Origin of the sequence: Pseudomonas sp. 1912-s (assembly GCF_029269205.1) — a bacterium.
Lineage (GTDB): Bacteria > Pseudomonadota > Gammaproteobacteria > Pseudomonadales > Pseudomonadaceae > Aquipseudomonas.
Map to the genome: position 1 here is coordinate 87746 of NZ_JARIXR010000025.1, position 20557 is coordinate 108302.

The window sequence follows — 20557 nt, forward strand, 5'->3', positions numbered from 1 at the left end:
TTGTGGCGAGCGCGATCCTGTGGTGAGGGGGCTTGTCCCCTCACCACAAAAGCTTGCTCGTCAGGCATAACAATCAAACTCGCGGAGCTCTGCGAATGAATCACAAAGTGGCCTTCAGTTTTGCCGACGGCAAGACCCTGTTTTTCCCGGTGGGCGCCAATGAGATCCTGCTGGACGCGGCGTTGCGCAACGGCATCAAGATCCCGCTCGACTGCCGCGAAGGTGTGTGTGGCACTTGCCAGGGCCGGTGCGAGTCGGGCGAGTTCACTCAGGACTACGTGGACGAGGAAGCCCTCTCCAGCCTCGACCTGCAACAACGCAAAATGCTCAGCTGCCAGACCCGGGTCCAATCCGACGCGGCGTTTTACTTCGACTTCGATTCCAGCCTCTGCAACGCGCCGGGGCCGGTGCAGATCCGCAGCACCGTGAGCCAGGTGCAGCAGGTCTCGGCCAGCACGGCGATCCTGCATGTGCAGCTTGAAGCCCCGCTGGACTTCCTGCCCGGCCAGTACGCCCGCCTGTCGATTCCCGGCACCGACAGTTGGCGCTCCTACTCCTTCGCCAACCGCCCGGGCAACCGGTTGCAGTTCCTGATCCGCCTGCTGCCCGATGGCGTCATGAGCAACTACATCCGCGAACGCTGCCAGGTCGGCGATGAGCTGCTGCTGGAAGCGCCACTCGGCGCTTTTTACCTGCGGCACGTCACCCAACCGCTGGTGCTGGTGGCTGGCGGCACCGGACTGTCGGCGCTGCTGGGCATGCTCGATGAGCTGGCCGCCAACGGTTGCCAGCAGCCGGTGCACCTGTATTACGGCGTACGCGGTGCGGCAGATTTATGTGAGGCCGCACGCATAAAAGCCTACGCCGAAAAAATCCCGGGGTTTCGCTACACCGAAGTCCTCAGCGACCCGCCCTCCGACTGGCCCGGCAAACGCGGCTACCTCACCGAGCATTTCGACCTGGCCGAATTGCGGGATCAATCGGCAGATATGTACGTGTGCGGGCCGCCGCCGATGGTCGAATCCATCAAACAATGGCTGCTGGATCAGGCACTTGATGACGTTCAGCTGTATTACGAAAAGTTTACCGAGAGTAATATCTGACCCCTCAGCGGTATGAGGGGCTGGTTCGGTGTGCGATCAACCCTGAAAAAAACAAGTAGAAGGGAATGTTAATGGCGGATGACATGGTTAACCCGGTGGGCCTCAAGCGTGGCCTGAAGAACCGGCATATTCAGCTGATTGCCTTGGGAGGGGCGATCGGGACCGGGCTGTTCCTCGGCTCGGCGGGCGTGCTCAAGTCGGCTGGCCCCTCGATGATCCTGGGCTATGCGGTAGCCGGTTTCATCGCGTTCCTGATCATGCGCCAGCTGGGCGAGATGATCGTCGAGGAACCGGTGGCCGGCTCCTTCAGCCACTTCGCTCACAAATACTGGGGCGGTTACGCAGGCTTCCTCGCCGGCTGGAACTACTGGGTACTCTATGTGCTGGTGGGCATGGCCGAACTGACGGCGGTGGGCAAGTACATCCAGTTCTGGTGGCCGGAGATTCCGACCTGGGTCAGCGCGGTGGTGTTCTTTGTGCTGGTCAACCTGATCAACACCCTCAACGTGAAGTTCTTCGGTGAGACCGAGTTCTGGTTTGCGATCATCAAGGTGGTGGCGATTGTCGGCATGATCGTGCTCGGCTGCTACCTGCTGTTCAGCGGCACCGGCGGCCCGCAAGCCTCGGTGAGCAACCTGTGGAGCCACGGCGGGTTCTTCCCCAATGGCGGCATGGGGCTGTTGATGTCCATGGCGTTCATCATGTTCTCGTTCGGCGGCCTGGAGCTGGTGGGCATTACCGCCGCTGAAGCCAGCGAGCCACGCAAGGTGATCCCGAAGGCGATCAACCAGGTGGTGTACCGGATCCTGATTTTCTACGTCGGCGCCCTCACCGTGCTGCTGTCGCTGTATCCATGGGACCAACTCCTGCAAACCCTCGGCGCGTCGGGCGATGCCTACAGCGGCAGCCCGTTTGTGCAGATCTTTTCCTTGATCGGTAACGACACCGCCGCCCACATCCTCAACTTCGTGGTATTGACCGCGGCGCTGTCGGTGTACAACAGCGGCGTGTACTGCAACAGCCGCATGCTGTTCGGCCTGGCCGAGCAAGGCGATGCGCCCAAAGCGCTGATGAAGTTGAACAAGCAAGGCGTGCCCCTGCGTGCCCTGGGCATTTCGGCTCTGGTGACGCTGCTGTGCGTGGTGATCAACTACGTCGCGCCGCATGACGCGCTGGAGCTGTTGTTCGCGCTGGTGGTTGCTTCGCTGATGATCAACTGGGCGCTGATCAGCCTGACCCACATCAAGTTCCGCAAGGCCATGGGCGAGCAAGGCGTGGTGCCGTCGTTCAAGACCTTCTGGTTCCCGTTCAGCAACTACCTGTGCCTGGCGTTCATGCTGATGATCATCTGCGTGATGCTGGCGATTCCGGGTGTGCGGGCGTCGGTGTATGCGATTCCGGTTTGGGTCGGGATTATCTATGTGGCGTACCGGTTGCGGTTGAGCAAGGGTAAAGCCTTGGCCGCCGCACGCTAACCCTTGTAGGAGCCGGCTTGCCGGCGATGAGGACCGTAGCCTTGCGCTAGCCTCAAGGCCGCTATCGCCGGCAAGCCGGCTCCTACAGGTGGCGTATTTGAGCTGTAAAAAAGCCCCGGCACTCGATGAGTACCGGGGCTTTTTGCTGGGCCTTGATTACAGCGTGGAACGCACTCGCCACAGCTCGGGGAACAGCACGGTGTCGAGCATCTTGCGCAGGTAACCCACGCCTTCGGTGCCGCCGGTGCCCGGCTGGAAGCCGATGATCCGCTCCACCGTGGTCACGTGGCGGAAGCGCCACTGACGGAAGGAGTCTTCCAGGTCGATAAACTTTTCGGCCAGTTGGTACAGGTCCCAATACCGGCTCGGGTCGCGATAAACCTCGCGCCACGCTGCTTCCACGGAGTCATCGTGAACCGTCGGCGCCGTGGGGTCGCGTTCGCCGCGTTTGGGGTCAATCGTCAGTCCGGCCTTGGCCATCAGGTTGACCGCCTCGTCGTACAGCGACGGCGTGGCAATCGCCACTTTCAACTCGTTCAATAACTCCGGGCGATGGGCGTGAGGCCGCAACAGCGCCGCGCTTTTGTTGCCGAGGATGAATTCGATTTCCCGGTACTGGAACGACTGGAAGCCTGACGACTGGCCCAGGTACGGACGAATCGACTTGTACTCCGACGGCGTCATGGTCGCCAGCACCGCCCAGGCGTGCACCAGTTGGTCAAAGATCCGCGACACCCGCGCCAGCATCTTGAACGCTGGCGGCAACTCACCCTGGCGCACGTGTTCGCGAGCGGCCTTGAGCTCGTGGAGCATCAGCTTCATCCACAGCTCCGAGGTCTGGTGCTGGATGATGAACAGCATCTCGTTGTGGTCCGGCGACAACGGGTGCTGGGCGCTGAGCACTTTGCCCAGGTCCAGGTAGTCGCCATAGCTCATGGACTCGGAAAAATTCAGCTCGGCGTTATGCCATTCTTCCGGCGGCTGGTAATCGGGGGAGAAAGGACACTGGCTCATCGCGTGGGCTCCTTGAGCGGGCGGAGAATGGCTCGTACCGGGCTGGCATCGAGGTTGGCAAACCGCAGCGGCAGCGCGATCAACTCATAATCGCCCTCCGGCACGTCGTCGAGGACGATGCCTTCGAGAATCGCCATGCCATGCCGGGCGACGGCATTGTGGGAGTCCATGGTCTTGGACTGTTGCGGGTCGAGGGACGGCGTGTCGATACCGATCAGGCGCACACCGAGGCTGGCCAGCAGTTCGACGGTTTGCGGGGCGACGGCGGTGAAATTCGAATCCCAGGTTTCCAGCGGTGCCTGTTGATAAGTGCGCAACAGCACCCGCTCAGGCAGGTTTTCCAGGCGGCCTTCCAACTGATGCGGTTGCACCAGCGCGCCGCTGCCCAGGCAGTGCAGCACCCGGCACGGGCCCATGTACACCTCCAGGGACACTTCGCCGATCGGCGCACCGTCAGCGCTGTAGTGCAACGGCGCGTCCACATGGGCGCCGGTGTGGGGCGACAGGGTAATGCGCCCGACATTCACCGGGCACTCGGGGCCGAACTGCCAGACACGCTCTTCCTGAAACGGCGTATCACCCGGCCAGGTCGGGGTCGCGGTGCTCAAGGGCGGGCTGATGTCCCACCACGTTTTTATTGGATTCATTTCAAGGCTCTCGGTCGTTACTGGGGTGAATGATACGAGGGCCAGCTGTAAATATTCTTGCGAATTCCAGCGCAAAGTGGGAAATCTTTCGCACTTACTGCGAGGAAATGGCTGATTGGTGATTGGATGTTTCAATCAGCGCATCGGCGCTTCCGGGCATCCCGATGTCGAGTTCAGACCATTGGCGGGCGGCCCAAGGCGATAGGGTTCGGACTTCCCTTCCTCTGCCTCGGAATCATCATGTCCAAGCCAATCACCGTACTGCGCGACACCCACCCACTGCCGGTGCTGGACGCCTGCAAATGGGAAAAACTCGAAGGCGACCCGCACACCGTCAACCTCAACGCCTACACCAGCGAAGACGGCAGCAAGATCATGGGCACCTGGATCTGCACCCCGGGCAAATGGCGGGTGGAGTATGTGAAGTGGGAATACTGCCACTTCCAGGAAGGCTACTGCGTGATCACCCCGGATGGCCTGGAGCCGATCCATTTGCGGGCTGGGGATATCTTTGTGGTGGAGCCGGGGATGAAGGGGACGTGGGAAGTGGTCGAGACGGTGCGTAAGTATTTTGTGTTTGCCTGACAGCCGTTGTGGTGAGGGGGCTTGTCCCCCCCGCCACAAACGCCCTATTTGGGCTTGCGATAGCTGTTGATGATCGCCGAGAAGTCCTTGCCCCCTTCCCCACGCTGGCTCATCGATTGATACAACTGCTGCGCCACTGCACCGAGGATCACCGGTTGGTGCGCCTGGCGTGCGGCTTCAGTGGCCAGCCCCAGATCCTTGAGCATCAGTTCCGCACCAAACCCGCCGGTATAACCCCGGGACGACGGTGCCGTTTCGATAATCCCGGGCCACGGGTTGTAGGTGTCCGAGCTCCAGCAGCGCCCGGTGGAGCTGTTGATAATCCCCGCCAGCACTTGGGTGTCGATGCCCAGCGCATCGCCCAGGGCCATGGCTTCGCTGACGCCGACCATGGTGATGCCCAGCAGCAGGTTGTTGCAGATCTTGGCGATCTGCCCGGTGCCGACTTCGCCGCAATGCACGATGTTGCGGCCCATCTGCGCCAGTACCGGTTGCAGGGTGGCGAACAGTTCCGGGGTGGCGCCGACCATGAAGGTCAGTGTCCCGGCCTGGGCGCCGCCGGTGCCGCCGGACACCGGGGCATCGGCCATCACCACGCCTTGTTTTGCTGCCGCCGCTGCTACATCGCGGGCGGTCTGCGGGTCGATGGTGCTGCAATCCACCGCCGGCACGCCTTTGCCGATGCCGGCCAGCACGCCGTCTTCACCCAGCCATACGCTGCGCACGTGGGCTGCAGCCGGAAGCATGGTTACCACCAACTCGGCGCCTTCTGCTGCCGCGCGTGGTGAGGCGCTGATGGTACCGCCCAGGTCGGCCAGTTCCTGGAGCACGGTCTGGTTCAGGTCAAACAGGTTCAGCGCATGGCCCGCCTTGATCAGGTTGCGCGCCATCGGCGCGCCCATGTTGCCCAGGCCAATAAATGCAATCTTCATGGTCGTCTCCTTGATCAGCGCAAGTTGATGGTGGTGTTGACGCCATCGTTGACGCTGTCATCGTCGAACCAGCGGCTGGTGACGGTTTTGGTCTGGGTGTAGAACTGCACCACTTGCTTGCCGTACGGGCCCAGGTCGCCGAGTTTCGAGCCGCGTGAACCGGTGAAGCTGAAGAACGGCACCGGCACCGGGATCGGGATGTTGATGCCGACCTGGCCCACATCGATTTCGCTCTGGAATTTACGCGCCGCCGCACCGCTCTGGGTGAACAGGCCGGTGCCGTTGCCGAACGGGTTGGCGTTGACCAGCGCGATGGCCTGATCGAGGGTATCGACTTCCAGCACCACCAGCACAGGGCCGAAGATTTCCTGGGTGTAGATCTGCATGTCGGTGGTCACACCGGAGAACAGGGTTGGGCCGACGAAGTTGCCGTCTTCAAAACCCGGCACCTTGATGCCACGGCCATCCAGTTCCAGCTTGGCGCCTTCTTTCACGCCGCTTTCGATCAGGTCGAGGATGCGTGCCTTGGCGCGCTTGGAGATCACCGGCCCCACATCGGTGCCCGCTTCGCTGCCGGCGTTCACCTTGAGTTTTTGCGCCAGGGCCTTGAGGTCGGGCAGCCATTGCTTGGCCGCGCCCACCAGCACCACCACGGACGTCGCCATGCAACGCTGGCCGGCCGCGCCGAAACCGGCACCTACCAGGGCGTTCAGGGTTTGTTCGCGGTTGGCGTCCGGCAGCACCACGGCGTGGTTCTTGGCGCCCATCATCGATTGCACGCGCTTGCCGTGTTTGCCGGCCAGGTCGTAGACGTGGGTACCGACAGCGGTCGAACCGACGAAGGACACGGCCTTGATGTCTTTGTGGGTGCACAGCGCATCCACCACATCCTTGCCGCCGTGAACCACGTTCAACACACCGGCTGGCACGCCGGCTTCCAGCGCCAGCTCAACCAGCAGCACGGTCGACAGCGGATCCTGCTCCGACGGCTTGAGTACGAAGGTGTTACCGCAGGCGATGGCCATCGGGAACATCCACAGCGGAATCATCGCCGGGAAGTTGAACGGGGTAATGCCGGCGCACACGCCGATTGGCTGGCGCAGGGTGTAGGTATCGACGCCGCCGGCGACGTTTTCAGCGAATTCGCCCATCTGCAAAGTGCCGATGGAGCAGGCGTGCTCGACCACTTCCAGGCCACGGAAAATGTCGCCTTCAGCGTCGGCAATGGTCTTGCCCTGCTCGGCGCTGAGCACTACGGCGATGCGCTTGGAGTGCTCGCGGATCAAGGCTTGCAGCTTGAGCATGATGCGCATGCGCGCACCGATCGGCGTCAGCTTCCAGGTCTGGAAGGCGCGATGGGCGGCATCGATGGCCGCGTTGACTTCTTCGGGGGTGGAAAACGGTACGCGGGCCAACACCTGCTGGGTGGCCGGGTTGACGATGTCTTGCCATTCGGTGGTCTTGGATTCGACCCACTCGCCGTTGATCAGCAGCTTGACCTGTTGCACGGAAATATCGGCAGATGCGTTCATGTGGTCTCCAATTCTTATAGGTATGCAGAGAACCAAGGCGTTGAATCGCCTTGATGATGAGGCGTTCGGACTGTTTTTGGAGTATAGATGTGCAAACTTCTAATAAGAACGCACATAAAAGCCGGTCCAATATGCAAAAAAACATCACGTCGCTAGGCTCCCTGAACTGGGATGACCTGAAGTTTTTCCTCGAAGTTGCCCGCACCCGCAAGGCCAGCGTCGCCGCCAAGCGCCTGGCGGTGGACTACACCACCGTGTCGCGGCGCATCAGTTCGCTTGAAGGATCGTTGGGCACCCTGCTGTTTGAAAAGTCCCGGACCAACGGCTTCGTTCTGACCACCGAAGGCCAGCGTTTGCTGGGTTACGCCGAGTCGATAGAAAGCACCCTGCACATGGCCTGCGAACAGGTCTCGGGCTCTGGAGTGGCGCTGTCCGGCCACGTGCGCATGGGCTGCACCGAAGGGTTCGGCAGCTTCTTCGTCACCCCGCAACTGAGCCACTTTGTCGACACCTACCCGGCGATCTCGGTGGATATCCTGCCCCTGCCCCACTTCATCAGCCTGTCCAAGCGCGAGGCGGATATCGTCATCGCCCTGGAGCGCCCGGAACACGGGCCGTACGTGTGCTGCAAGTTGTGCGATTACAAGCTGCAGCTTTACGCGACCCAGGAGTATCTGGACCAGCACCCGCCCATCCGCCGGGCAGCTGACTTGGCCGAACATCCGTTTATCAGTTACGTGGACGACCTGGCGTTCAGTTCAGAGCTGCTGTACCTGGCCAACGTGGTGCCCGGCGCCAGCGCCAGCTTGCGCAGTACCAGCGTGATCGCGCAGTACGTGGCGGCGCAGCAAGGTCGGTCTCTGGCGATTCTGCCGTGCTTTTTGGCGGCGCAGGACCCGCGATTGCTGCCGGTGCTGGGCAAGGAGATCAACATTACGCGGCAGTTCTGGATGTACTGCCGCGAGGACCTGAGGAAGTTGAAACGGATCACCCTGCTGTGGGACTACATCCGCGAGGTGACGGAGCAAAATCAGCCGTTGTTGATGGGGGAAACCCGCGACATGAGGTTTGCGGATTAAGCGATCAAACACACCATAAATAAAATGTGGGAGCCGGGCTTGCCCGCGATAGCAGTGTGTCAGTCGCCGAATTTATCAACTGATCCACCGCCTTCGCGAGCAAGCCCGCTCCCACATTTTTGAACGCATTCCATAGAGCGAACGAGGCCGCCGGCTTAGTCGGCAATCACCACAATCGACACCCGGCGATTCTCGGTGCGCCCTGCCGCTGTCGCGTTGGAGGCCACCGGCTCGCTGCTGCCCAGCCCGCGCAGTTGCACGTTTTCTTCTTTCATCCCGATACTGGTCAGCACCTTGGCGACGCTTTTCGCCCGGCGCAGGGACAGTTGCTGGTTGTAGGTTTCCTTGCCCGAGGCGTCGGTGTGGCCGTCGACCCGCACGCGCTCAATGCCCACGCCCAACAGCGCCTTGCCGATGCGCTGGACGATCTCGGTGCTGGGCCCATTCAGGCTTTCGACGTCGCTGCCAAACAGCACCTTGCCCGACAGGCCGAAGGCCCAGCCCTCGTCTGTCAGTTCAAAACCCTGTTGCTTGAGCACGGCAATTTGCGCGGGCGTCAGGCCTTTGGGCGGCGGGGTCTGGCAGCCCGTCAGGGCAAGCAAGGCCACGAGCAAGGTGATAAACAAAACGCGTGCGGTCGAAAACAAGGGATCAACTCCTGTGTTGAATGTTGACGGCGAGGGACTCCGACTCCGCCGTTTGCTGGCCACCTTGGGAAAGCCGTTTGGCCTGGTACATCGCCGCGTCGGCGGCGTTGAGCAGGGTGCCCGGGGTGGCACCATGATCAGGGTAGACGGCGATGCCGATACTGAGTGAGGTCAATACCTGGGTGTCGCCGGGCAGAGGAATCGGTGCATCCATGCTGGCGATGATTTTGTCGGCGATGCGCTGGGCGTCCTCCAGCTTGTGCAGGGGCGACAGCAGGATCGCAAATTCATCGCCCCCCAGGCGGGCCACCAGATCGTCTTCGCGCAGCTGTGCACGCACGCGCGCCGCCACGGCCACTAATACCGCGTCGCCGGCGGCGTGCCCGAAGTTGTCGTTGATGTCTTTGAAGCGGTCGCTGTCGAGGAACAGCACCGCCACTTTCTCGTTGAGTTTGGCGGCGCTGCGCAGGGCCCGGATCAATCGTCCTTCGAAGAACGCGCGGTTGGGCAACCCGGTCAGGCTGTCGTGGCTGGCCTGGTGGGCGAGGGTTTCGTTTTCACTTTGCAGGTGGGTTTGCCAGGCTTCCATCTCATCGAGCAAGGCGTTGAAGTCATTGCCCAGGCTGTCGAGCTCGGCGATTTGCGCCGGCGGCACGCGCCGGTCAAACGCCCGCTCGCTGCGGGCGGCGTGGGCCACCGAGGCCAGGCTGTGCAATGGCCCGGTGATGCCGCGCAACAGCCGTCGCGCCAGGAACAACGCGACCCAGGCGCTGAGTGCGGTGCACACCAGGATCCCGGCCAGCCCGCTGAGCAGAAAACGCAGCAGGCTGCCGCCGTGGCCGGTCAGGTGCACGCTGCCGATGACCTGGCCCTGGTGCAAAATCGGCTGGCTGATGGGTTGTTCAAGCAGGGCGTGCGCCAGGTGCAGCTCAATCATGGACAGCATCCCGGTTTCCGGGCGCTCCCAATGCGCCAACTGCTTGCCTTCAACGTTGAAGACTTCTGCCTCGGCCACTTCTTCCTCCGAGGCAATCACGGCCAAGGCTTCAGTCGCCGCGGCACTGTCGTTGAACACCACGGCCGCTTCCACGGTGTAGTTGATGGAACGGGCGATCAGGTGCAGGTTGTGGTCGGCATACACCCGCAGCGCCAGCACGCCAAGCAGCGTCAGGGAGATACTGGCCATGCTGACCGCCATCAGTGCCAGGCTCAGGTGCCCGCGACCGATCACCGAACGCAAGGTTGGGCGCACCGGCGCTTTACCGAACCTCATGACCCTGACGCTCGACGGCGGGACAATTGCAGTACGCTCGGATGAATGCGCACACCGCTGCGGGCAACAGAGTCGAGGTTGACCTCGAACGACACCTGTTCATCGGCCACCCGCAGGCAGAACAGGCTGCCCACGGTGCATTGGTCGCCGCCTTCGCTGATGCTGAGCACCGGATGGCCGATCAGTGACGCGAACAGGCGGCTGCGCTCGTCGCTGGTCAATTGGCCGATGTACACGGCGTCACAGGCATTGGCGATGTCCGGGTGGTCGGCCAGCAACCGTTGCACCACCACCGGACGGCCGGTGGCCTGAGTCGTGCCTTTGACCAGGTCATCGGTGTATTGGGTCGGCCCGACAATGCACAGGCGCAGTTGCGCGGGTTCTACCGGCCAGCGGGCATAACTGAGAATACCCAGGACGACCTGAGTGACCGACTTGGCCCGTTGATCGGCGATGCCGGCAGGCGGCTGGGCAAAAGCGAGAGGCGTGCATACCCACAGAAGCGCCAACAGCAGCATTCGTCTCCAGCTCAAACTTCGCTCTGTGGGCGAGACAGCCACGTTCATGCAGCGATTCTCTTTGATCTTCTCGGGATGATGCCGCAACGATAGCACAACGGCGGAAAACCCCCGAGGCGACACCAGGGAGGATTCCGACATTTTATTAAGAAAAATCACACATTTGGATCAGAAAATTTAGATAACCCATCGGTCAGCTTATTCAGCGATCAAGTGCCCAGTTCCAGCATCAGCCCACTCAAGCGCTTCACCTTGCGGCGCACCGCCTCTTCGAACACCCCGCCCCGGGGCTCGATCAGGCTGAACCAATCCTTGGCGCGGGTGATGCCGGTGTAGATCAGCTCTTTGGTCAGCACCGGGTTCAAGGCATCCGGCAGGATCAGTGCAGTGTGGGTGAACTCCGAACCCTGGGACTTGTGTACCGTCATCGCGTACACGGTTTCCACATCGTTGAGCCGGCTGGGCAGCACAAAGCGCACACCGCCCTGGCCATCGTTGCGCGGGAATGCCACGCGCAGTACCTGCGGCCCGCCGTCGCTTTCCGGCAGTTTCAGGGCAATCCCGATATCGCCGTTCATCAGGCCCAGGCCGTAGTCGTTGCGGGTCATCAACACCGGGCGGCCTTCGTACCACTGCTGGTCGCTGTCGATCAGCCGGGCCCTAAGCAGCGCGGCGGTGATGCGCTGGTTCAAGCCCTCCACACCCCAAGGCCCCTTGCGTACGGCGCAGAGCAACTGGAACGCATCAAAGGCTTTCAGCAGCTTTTGCGCCCAGAGGGTCCAGGCTTCGTCGTCGCGGGGCGTGTCGAGGGACGGGCGCGCGGTCTGCAGCAGCTTCAGGTAATAGCGATAACCGTGGGCACCCTCGCCGTGCCCGTCCAGCACCAGGCGCTCCAGGGCATGGTCGTGCTCGCCCTTGAGGCTGACGCAAAACAGGTCGGCGTGGCTACGGGCGGCCAGCAGTTTGCGGGCCTGCTCGGCGTTTTGCTGGTTGACCCAGCGGGCCAGTTGGCCAATGCCGCTGCCTTCGCCAAACCGTCGCGAGTAACGCAGCATCACTACTTGTTGCGCCAAGGGGTGGCTACCGTCCAGGTCTTCCTGCAGCCCGCTGGAGCCTAGGTCTTCGCCGCTGACCTGTTGCAGCCACTGGCGGGTTTGCGGGCTGTAGAAACCAGCTTCGGCGTCGCGGCATAAATCACCCAGCACCGCACCGGCCTCAACCGAGGCCAACTGGTCCTTGTCACCCAGCAGCACCAAACGGGCATGGGGCGGCAAGGCGTCCAGCAGGTTGGCCATCATTTCCAGGTCGATCATTGAGGCTTCGTCCACTACCAGTACATCCAGGGGTAACGGATTGCCAATGTGATGCCGAAAGTGTCGGGTTCCGGGCCGGCTGCCGAGTAAACGGTGAACAGTGGTGACTTGGGTCGGGATCTTGTCCTTCACCGCATCAGGCACTTTCAGCGACAGCACTTGCTGGCTGATGGACTCGGTCAGGCGCGCGGCCGCCTTGCCGGTGGGCGCGGCCAGACGAATACGCAATGCGCTGCCCGCTTCCACCGCTGGCGCCTGCAACAGCGCGAGCAAGCGCACCACCGTCGTGGTCTTGCCGGTGCCCGGGCCGCCAGTGACGATGCTGAATGCACCGCGCGTCGCCAAGGCGCAGGCGAGTTTCTGCCAGTCGACAACACCGTCCGGCGGGGCCTGGTCGAACAGGCGATTCAGGCGTTCGGGCAGATCATCGGCGACGCTTTCGCGGGTGGCGAGTCGCAGACGCAGTGCGGTATCGATGCGCCGTTCGTAAGTCCAGTAACGGCGCAAGTACAGGCGTTTGCCCGACAGCACCAGTGGCCGGCTTTGCGCGTCTTCGCTGCCATCGACGGCCAGTGCCACCAGGCGGCTCGCGGCCAGGGCGTGGCACCAGTGGGCGCCGTCCAGGCCATCGAGCAACTGCGAGGGCAGCAGCATGGCGCCGGTGTGTGCATCGCCTTCGGGCGGCAGCGACAAGGCGAAATCCGGAGCCTTGAGGGTTTCGAACAGGTCAAGACACACATGGCCGTGACCGAGTTGGTGGCTGGTCAGGGCAGCGGCCAGCAACACCAAGGGATCGGCCTGCGGATCGAGTTCGTGGAGGAAGCCCACAAACGCCTTGTCCAGTGCCCGCAGCCAGCCACGCTGCACCCAGAGATCGAGCAATTGCACCAGGTCGGCGGCGCGGCTCAGAGGCGTAAGTTCCTCTAGCGGTAACGGCGACAGGCTCATAGCAGCACTCCTTGTTCCCAGGCGGGCTCGGCCTTGGGTGGTAGCGGTTTGCCCTGGAACAGCAGGTCCAGGCTTTCGATCAATTCCCGGGGTGGCCGGGTGAAATACGCGCCCTGGCTCGCGGAATGGGTGCCGCGCAGGAACAGGTACAACGCCCCGCCGACGTGGCGGTCGTAGTCGTAGTCCGGCAGCCGTGCCTTGAGCTGACGATGCAGGGCCAGCAGGTAAAGCACGTATTGCAGGTCGTAACGATGATCGAGGATCGACAGTTCCATGGCCTGTTGTGTGTAGGCCGAATCATCGGGGCCGAGCCAGTTGGATTTGTAGTCGGCCACGTAGTAGCGGCCCTCGTGTTCGAACGTCAGGTCGATAAAGCCTTTGAACATGCCGTTGAGCAGCACCGGCTCGGCGGCCACCCGCGACACGCCATTGTGCGTGTGCTGGCACACCAGTTTGTCGAGCGCGAGGACATCGACCTTGTGGCTGGCGAACCAGAATTCCATTTCGATCTGGTACTGCTGCAATTCGCTGAGGGCCATCTGCCCGTTGCCCAGGGGCAGCCGCGCCTGCAACAGGTGCCCAAGCCAACCGGACAGCGTGCCGATCCAGCCTTCCCAACCACGTCGGTTGCAGCGACGGGCGACCGCATCTTCGATGGCTTCGGGGGTGACGTTGAAGCCTTCACCGCCCGCCCACTCCAGCAGGCCATGGAGGAAGGTGCCGGGGTTCGGTCCGCGTGGGAAACGGTGAATATCACCACCGGAAGCCGGCACTTCACGCGGAGCATCCGGGTCGAGGCGTTCGTCGTCAAACAGCTTCTGCGCTTGTGGGCTTTCCGGCGCTTCGAGACTGGCCGCGCTCATGCTTTCGCCGATACGCAGGGCGCTGTAGGACGCGATCCACCAGTTTTCCGCCGCCTTGCGTCTTGGCATCAGGGGCGCAAGCAAGGTGGCTTCGTTGCGCGGCGGGTGAAATACCACCGCTTCGGCTTCGGGCATTTGTGCGTAATGCAGTGCCGGGCAACCTTCCTGCAAGTCGAGCAGCCAGCGCGCCAAGCCAGCGGATTCGCCCAGTGAAGCACCGCCGCCGAGCAAGTAGCCCAGGGCCGACAGATGCAACACCGAGCTGTTGTTATTGCCGCGCTTCAGGTCGGCGATGCCTAGCCAGCAAGCGTGTTTGGCGCGGGTCAGCGCCACGTAGAACAGGCGCAGGTCTTCGGCCAGGCGCTCGTCGTCGGCTTGGGCGATCAGCTCGGCGGTGGGCCTGAGGCTGACCTGGGATTTACCGTTTGCGTCGTGGTAATGCAACGGCAAGCGGCTGCCATCCACCGGTTTTGCCGAGCAGATAAACGGCAGGAAGACCAGGTCGTATTCCAGGCCCTTGGACTTGTGGATCGTCACCACCTTGACCAATTGCTCATCGCTTTCCAGCCGCAGTATCTGCTCTTCACCGGCCTGCCCGGAGAGCGCAAGATGTTCGGCCAGGTGGCGAATCAGCGCCTGTTCACCGTCCAGTTCCGCAGCCGCTTGTTGCAGCAATTCGCAGAGGTGCAGCAGGTTGGTCAGTACCCGTTCGCCATCGCTGCGGGTGATCAGGGTTTGCGGCAATTTGAAGTCGTGCAGCAGGCGCCGCAGCATCGGCAGCACGCCTTGAGTGCGCCAGATCGTGCGGTAGTCGCGGAACTGCATTACGCGCTTTTCCCACGCCAGTTCGTCCTGGTTCAGACGCTCCAGTTCCGGCAGCGACAGGTTCAAGGTGACGCAGGCCAGGGCGGCGCGCAGCGGGCGCTCGACGTCCGGCTCGGCGCAGGCCTTGAGCCAGGCCAGCAGGTCGTGGGCTTCCTGGGCGGCGAACACCGAGTCTTTATCCGACAAGTACACGCTGCGCACACCACGGGCCGCCAGCTCACCGCGCACGGCTTGGGCTTCCTTGCCGTCGCGCACGAGGATGGCGATGTCTGACGGCAGTACGCCTTTGAAGCTACCGTCTTTGCTCAGGAATCCGGCAGTCCCCTGCTGTCCGCCATTAAGCAATGCAACGATTTGACTGGCGCAGGAAGCGGCCAGCTGTTGGCGGTAGAGCACGCCGGATATGGGCTGGTCGGTGGGCAGGTGCCAGAGGTTCAGCGCTGGCAACGTCTGACCGTTGACCTGCAATTGTTCCTTGCGGCCCTGGGACAATACCGACTGGAACGGCACCGGATTTGTCCCGTCCGGTTCACGGAACAGGAATGCGCCACGGCCTTTTTCTGCGCGCTGGAACACATGGTTTACCGCCTCGACCATGGCGTGGCTCGAACGGAAGTTGGTGCCCAGGGTGTGATGGCGGCCGGTAGTGGATTGCCGTGCACGCAGGTAGGTATAGATGTCGGCGCCACGGAACGCGTAGATCGCCTGCTTCGGATCGCCGATCAGGAACAGGCCGCTGTCGAGGTGGTTTTCTTCGATGCGGTAGATGCTGTCGAAGATGCTGTATTGCACCGGGTCGGTGTCCTGGAATTCGTCGATCAAGGCGACCGGAAATTGCTCGCGGATCACGCTCGCCAGACGCTCGCCGCCGTCGGCCTGGAGCGCAGCGTTGAGGCGGATCAACATGTCGTCGAAACCCATTTCGGCGCGTCGGCGTTTTTCTTCTTCGAAGCGTTTTCCCACCCAGCCGGCGGCGTGTTGCAGTACGGCAGCATCGGGGGTGGGCAAGGCGTCGAGGCTGGCCTTGAGACCGGCCATGGCATCGATACCCGGATGGTGCGGCGGCTCGCCTTTCCAGGCTTCGGCCATGCCGTCGGGCGTCAGGCGGGTGAAGCCGGTGCCGATGTCCAGTTGTTCGAGTGATTCGTCAGCGGCCCAGGCGCTGATTTTTTCGAACCAGGGTTCGAAGTAACGGGCTTGCATCTTGCGACCATCGACGGCTTTAGCCGCGACGGCTTGCAGGCAAATAGTGCGCAACTCTTCTGCCCATTGTTGCCAGGGGGCCTTGAGCGCGACAAGAGCTTGGCGGCGTTCCTGCAGGCATTCGTTGATCAGCTCAGCGGGGTCACGAGTTTCATCCGTGGGCCGCTCACTGCCGAACAGCGCGCGTACCCGTGGCATCAGGGCTGCCGGGCCGCCCCAATTGTTGCGCACCCAATTCAACGCATCGTCATGCATCGGGTAACAGAACAGTCGCCAGTAGTCGCGCAGCACTTCGCCGAGCAGGTCGCTGTGGTCGGTTTCCAGGGTTTGGGTGAACAAACTGCCGCTGTCGAACGCGTGTTCGCGCAGCATGCGCTGGCACCAACTGTGGATAGTCGAAACGGCGGCCTCATCCATCCATTGGGCGGCGATGTCCAGGCGATTCGCGCAACCTGGCCATTGCTCGGGGCTGTATTGGGCACGCAGTTCGGCGATCAGCGCGTCGGGTTCTTCGATTTCTTCGCGGAAAAAACGCGCGGCTTCAGCCAGGCGGATACGGATACGTTCACGCAGCTCTTTGGTGGCCGCGTCGGTGAACGTCACCACAAGGATTTGCGGCGGCAGCAACTCGCGGCCGAAGCCCGCTTCGTCCCCGCCGTGGCCGAGCACCAGGCGTAGGTAAAGCGCCGAGATAGTGAACGTCTTGCCCGTGCCAGCACTGGCTTCGATCAGTTGGCTGCCCTTGAGCGGGAATGCCAGGGCCAGGGGTTTTGTGCTGCTCATGCGCCGGCCTCCGCGCTGGTGAGTGATCGCCAGGAGGCGTTGACCAACGGTCGATACAGGGTTTCACACCAGCCTTCGAACTCTTCGCTGGCCATCAGCGCGGCGTAGTCGGGAAACTGGCGAGTGAGCGCGGGGCTTTCACGGCGCTCGCCGTCGGTGGTTTGGCCGTCGCCTTCGTAGGCTTTGCTGGCGGCAGTGTGGGCCTTGACCGGGTCGGTTTGAGAGAGCCAGGCGAACGCCGTTTTAACAGCAATTGGCAGTGGTTCACTCATGCCGGTTTTCCACGCGAGCAGCAGGTTACCGAGGAGTTCCTGGGCGGTGGCTTGCTCCAGCGGGCCCAATAGCAGGGTGTCGTCGCTGGCGACCAGGCCGGTACTTAACGGCAGCCCGCAAGCACAGGCCACCAGGTGGTTCACCCACGGGCGAATCAGGCGGTGCCACTTGCGGGTCTTGATCGAGCCAATGCTGTTGGGGATGGCGGTGACACTTAGAAAACCGCCGTCGCTACGTTGATGCAGGCCGCTGATCCAACCTTCCAGCTGAATGCCGTGATGCTCAAAACTGATCGGTTCAGCACTGGCATAGGGCGTGGGCCAGAGCGCCAGGAGTTGCTGGTAACGCTGCAGCAGATCTGGCAACGGCTCGATGAGCTCTTTGCGCAGGCATTCGCCGAAACCGACCATTGGCAACAAGCCGCTGCCTTGCAGGCGCAGGGCTTGGGCGTTGAGGGCTTCGTCGGGATTGTCAGGCCAGGTCAGCGCGGCGGCGAGCAGGCTATCGCTCAGGCTATAGCGCTGCAGTGCGTCGAGGACGAAGGGTTCTTCATCTTCCAACGGGACTTCAGCGGCTTCGAAAAATACTTTCAGGCGCTGACTGAAGAAGTGTTTGACCGGGTTGCGCAGGAAGTCCTGCAACTGGCCGAGGCTCAGCGGTTCTTCCTGGGTGTAGGGTGCCAGGCTGCCGGTATCGGGGAGGCTGTCCGGGGTTGCGTGGAGCAACTGCCATTCGCGGGCGTAGCTGAACAGCTCGTCACCTTCATGAAAGTAGCGGGCGCTGAAGGGTTGGAGCGGGTGTTCCTGGGTGGTGGCTTCCAGGAGCGGCTCACCGTTTGTGGTGTGCCAGCCGCTGGCGATGTGGTCACGCAGTTGGCCGATCAGGACCGACGCCGGGCGATCACTGTTGTCGCGGATACTGCGGCCGACCCAACTGATGTAGAGCTGGTCGCGAGCCGAAAGCAGGGCTTCAAGCAACAGGTAGCGGTCGTCTTCGCGGCGTGAACGATCGCCTGGACGGTAGTCGCTGCCCATCAGGTCGAAGTCCAGCGGCGGTTGAGCGCGCGGGTAGTCGCCGTCGTTCATGCCCAGCAGGCACACCAGCTTGAACGGGATCGCGCGCATGGGCATCAGGGTGCAAAAATTGACAGCCCCTGCAAGGAAGCGTTGGGACAATCGCCCCTGGTCGAGGCCAACCATCCAGGCCTCGCGGACTACGGTGAGGGGTAACTCGTCGTGCAGGCCGACGGACTCGCAGGTCTCCAGCCAGGTTTCTCTCAGTTGCTCAAGCTGACCCAACAGGTAGTCGTCATGTTCGTTGCTCGGGAGGAAGAACAGCTGCATGAGGTTTTGCAGGCGCTCGCCCCACTCTCTCGGCGCGGCGGGTTGTGAAAGAGCCTGGTGGGCGTCGTGCAGTGCGTCGAGCAGTGCAACCAGCGGCCCGATCAGTGCCGCGTCGAGGCCGCCGATTTCATCGTAGGGCTCAATGCCGTCGCAGGCAGCACCGGTGCCGACGGCGTAACCCAGGAGCATGCGGCGCAGGCCGAAACGCCAGCTGTTTTGCTCCAGCTCATTGGGCAAGCCAAGGCCGGCGCGCTGTTCGGCATTGAGGCCCCAGCGGATGCCGGCGCCTTCGATCCAGCGGTGCAGGGTCGGCAGGTCGCGCTCCTTGATGGCGAAGCGTTCTCGCAGCGCCGGGACGTCGAGCAGGTCGAGGATTTCACTGACCGGGAAGCGGCTGTCGGGAAGCTTGAGCAGGTGCTCGACGGCAATCAGCAATGGGTCACGGCCGCGCTGGCCTTGGTCTGTCAGCGTGAAGGGGATGAAGCGTAGGTCGCTTCTTTCAAGCTGGCCGAATACGGCGCGAATGTGCGGCGCGTAGCTATCGACGTCGGGGACCATGACGATGATGTCGCGCGGGCGCAGCGTAGGGTCGGCGCTGAAGCGCTGGAGCAGTTGGTCGTGGAGGATTTCCACTTCGCGTTGGGCGCTGTGGGCAATGTGGAAGCGGATGGAGGTGTCGCGCTTCACGTCGACGCCTGGCCAGCGTTCGCGGGTTTCGTTGAGCGGGCGCAGTTCGAGGATGTCGTCCTGGAGCTGGTTGAGCAAGGTGGTGGGCTCGCTCTCACTGAACAGGTCGATGCGACCGTCGCGGAATGCCGAGCGGTAACTGTTGGGGTCGTCGTAGCTGTCCAGCAGGTTGATGTAGTCGCGACCTTGTTTGCCCCAGGCAGCGAGCAGCGGATGGGCGTGCTGGTGCAGGGTCTGCGGATCAATGGTGACGGGCATTCCGGCTTTGCGGGCCTGGCGCTTGTACTCGTTTCGGAGCAGGTCTTTGTCGGCAACGATGTCGGACCAATGGTGGCGACATGGGTTGTGCACGCACAGCAGGACTTGGCTGAAACGGGCGAGGCCGGCGAGTGCTTCCAGGGCTTGGGCTGGCAAGGAAGAGATGCCAAAAACGATTACTCGGGAAGGCAGGCCAGCGGGTGCTTGTTCAAGGGTGTTGATGCGCTCGATAAAGCGCTGGTGAACACCCGCGCGACTCTGGGCCATGCCCTCCTCCCCGACATCCAGCAGCAGCGCCCGCCATAGTTCGGCTTGCCAGCAGTTGGCCGGGCTCAGGGGTTTGGATTCGCCTCGGCCATTGCGCAATTGATGGCGGCCCGCAGCCCAGTCTTCCAGCCAGTCAGCGCGGTAAACCTGGTATTGGTCGAACAGGTCAGCCAGACGTTCCGCCAGCTGGTAGCGTTTGCGCAGATCAGTGTCATCCGTCAGGAAACGCTGCAGGGGCTCGAAGTGGGGCTGGTCGATCAGCTCGGGAAGCAGGCGCATGAGGCGCCAGGTCAGTGGGGCTTTGTCGAGCAGGGACTTGGGGGGAATCTCATCTTTGCCCAGGACCATGCGATAGAGCTGCCACATGAAGCTGCCAGGAAGTTGCACGTCGATTGCCGCGGCGATGCCACAGCCGCCCATGTCGTCATCTTCAGGGTCTGCGGCCAGTGCCAGTTTGAGCCATTGGGCAATGCCATTGCTTTGTACCAGGGCGATTTCGTTTTCCAGGGGAGCCAGCGGATAACGGCGCATCCAACTGACGACCAGGCTGCGCAGTTCATCCAGGCGGTTTCCGTGAACCACCATGAATCCAGCACTGAGGGACGTCGCATCCGGCATAACGGCTTCCTTGGGAAAAGCAAAATCGAGGGATGGACTTTAGCATTGAAGGCAATCGTAGGCTGCAAGTGAGGAGCACCTGGGGCCGCTTGCCATGCTTTTCGACCGCCCAAAACAAAACCCCTGATTGCGTTAGCAATCAGGGGTTCTGGAATTTAATCTTGACGATGACCTACTCTCACATGGGGAAACCCCACACTACCATCGGCGATGCATCGTTTCACTGCTGAGTTCGGGATGGGATCAGGTGGTTCCAATGCTCTATGGTCGTCAAGAAATTCGGGTACTGAGTCGTGGCCAGCTGGCCTCGCTTCAGCAAATTGGGTATGTGATAGCTTTCGGTGTTTGCAAGAATCGAACTTTCGGTTCAT

The 20557-nt window shown here is 62.1% G+C and carries 14 protein-coding genes and 1 rRNA gene; 4 read left to right on the forward strand and 11 right to left on the reverse strand.

The genetic code is table 11. The features are described 5' to 3' along the window. Nucleotides 1-95 precede the first annotated feature (95 nt). The gene (antC, locus tag P3C29_RS25245; RefSeq protein ID WP_275965765.1) at nucleotides 96-1103 is read left to right on the forward strand and encodes an anthranilate 1,2-dioxygenase electron transfer component AntC; all 1008 of its coding nucleotides are present in this window, start codon (nucleotides 96-98) and stop codon (nucleotides 1101-1103) included. Nucleotides 1104-1174: 71 nt separating this feature from the next. Further along, a complete protein-coding gene (locus tag P3C29_RS25250) occupies nucleotides 1175-2578 on the forward strand; it encodes an amino acid permease (protein ID WP_010174183.1) in 1404 nt (467 codons plus the stop codon). Nucleotides 2579-2734: 156 nt separating this feature from the next. On the opposite strand, the gene kynA is transcribed toward P3C29_RS25250, so the two are convergent. Both kynA and kynB read right to left on the reverse strand, forming a co-directional pair. Beyond that, complete coding sequence (gene kynA / locus P3C29_RS25255) at nucleotides 2735-3592, reverse strand: tryptophan 2,3-dioxygenase (protein ID WP_275965766.1); 858 nt, start codon at nucleotides 3590-3592, stop codon at nucleotides 2735-2737. After that, nucleotides 3589-4239, reverse strand: coding sequence for an arylformamidase (kynB, locus tag P3C29_RS25260; protein ID WP_201126090.1), 651 nt, complete (start codon nucleotides 4237-4239; stop codon nucleotides 3589-3591). Before kynB ends, kynA begins: the two co-directional genes overlap by 4 nt. 240 nt (nucleotides 4240-4479) lie before the next feature. Between kynB and P3C29_RS25265 the strand changes: the two genes are divergently transcribed. Continuing rightward, entirely contained in the window at nucleotides 4480-4824 is a 345-nt protein-coding gene (locus P3C29_RS25265; protein WP_003212331.1) for a cupin domain-containing protein, read from the forward strand. Nucleotides 4825-4868: 44 nt separating this feature from the next. Here the strand turns inward: P3C29_RS25265 and mmsB are convergent, their stop codons facing one another. Continuing rightward, nucleotides 4869-5756 carry a 3-hydroxyisobutyrate dehydrogenase gene (gene mmsB / locus P3C29_RS25270; protein WP_275965767.1) on the reverse strand — a complete coding sequence of 296 codons (888 nt, stop codon included), beginning with the start codon at nucleotides 5754-5756 and terminating at the stop codon, nucleotides 4869-4871. 14 nt (nucleotides 5757-5770) lie between these two features. Then, nucleotides 5771-7288, reverse strand: coding sequence for a CoA-acylating methylmalonate-semialdehyde dehydrogenase (locus P3C29_RS25275; protein ID WP_010174165.1), 1518 nt, complete (start codon nucleotides 7286-7288; stop codon nucleotides 5771-5773). A gap of 131 nt (nucleotides 7289-7419) precedes the next feature. On the opposite strand from P3C29_RS25275, the gene P3C29_RS25280 reads away from it, so the two are divergent. Then, nucleotides 7420-8367, forward strand: a complete 948-nt coding sequence (locus tag P3C29_RS25280) for a LysR family transcriptional regulator (RefSeq protein ID WP_010174163.1) — start codon at nucleotides 7420-7422, stop codon at nucleotides 8365-8367. Nucleotides 8368-8522: 155 nt separating this feature from the next. Here P3C29_RS25280 and P3C29_RS25285 read toward each other — a convergent pair whose 3' ends face one another. The 7 genes from P3C29_RS25285 to rrf all read right to left on the reverse strand — a co-directional run bounded on the left by P3C29_RS25285 (nucleotide 8523) and on the right by rrf (nucleotide 20461). After that, nucleotides 8523-9014 (reverse strand): OmpA family protein, encoded by a 492-nt coding sequence (locus P3C29_RS25285; RefSeq protein ID WP_010174161.1) that lies wholly within the window; start codon nucleotides 9012-9014, stop codon nucleotides 8523-8525. A gap of 4 nt (nucleotides 9015-9018) precedes the next feature. Then, nucleotides 9019-10287: a diguanylate cyclase gene (locus P3C29_RS25290; protein WP_275965768.1), complete on the reverse strand. Its 1269-nt coding sequence runs from the start codon at nucleotides 10285-10287 to the stop codon at nucleotides 9019-9021. After that, nucleotides 10284-10853 carry a YfiR family protein gene (locus P3C29_RS25295; RefSeq protein WP_029616047.1) on the reverse strand — a complete coding sequence of 190 codons (570 nt, stop codon included), beginning with the start codon at nucleotides 10851-10853 and terminating at the stop codon, nucleotides 10284-10286. The genes P3C29_RS25290 and P3C29_RS25295 overlap by 4 nt, the downstream gene beginning before the upstream one ends. A gap of 161 nt (nucleotides 10854-11014) precedes the next feature. Further along, a complete protein-coding gene (recD, locus tag P3C29_RS25300; protein ID WP_275965769.1) occupies nucleotides 11015-13066 on the reverse strand; it encodes an exodeoxyribonuclease V subunit alpha in 2052 nt (683 codons plus the stop codon). Next, nucleotides 13063-16740 carry an exodeoxyribonuclease V subunit beta gene (gene recB / locus P3C29_RS25305; protein ID WP_275965770.1) on the reverse strand — a complete coding sequence of 1226 codons (3678 nt, stop codon included), beginning with the start codon at nucleotides 16738-16740 and terminating at the stop codon, nucleotides 13063-13065. Before recB ends, recD begins: the two co-directional genes overlap by 4 nt. Then, nucleotides 16737-20186: an exodeoxyribonuclease V subunit gamma gene (gene recC / locus P3C29_RS25310; RefSeq protein ID WP_275965771.1), complete on the reverse strand. Its 3450-nt coding sequence runs from the start codon at nucleotides 20184-20186 to the stop codon at nucleotides 16737-16739. Before recC ends, recB begins: the two co-directional genes overlap by 4 nt. A gap of 159 nt (nucleotides 20187-20345) precedes the next feature. Further along, a 5S ribosomal RNA gene (gene rrf, locus P3C29_RS25315) occupies nucleotides 20346-20461 on the reverse strand. Nucleotides 20462-20557: the final 96 nt, after the last annotated feature.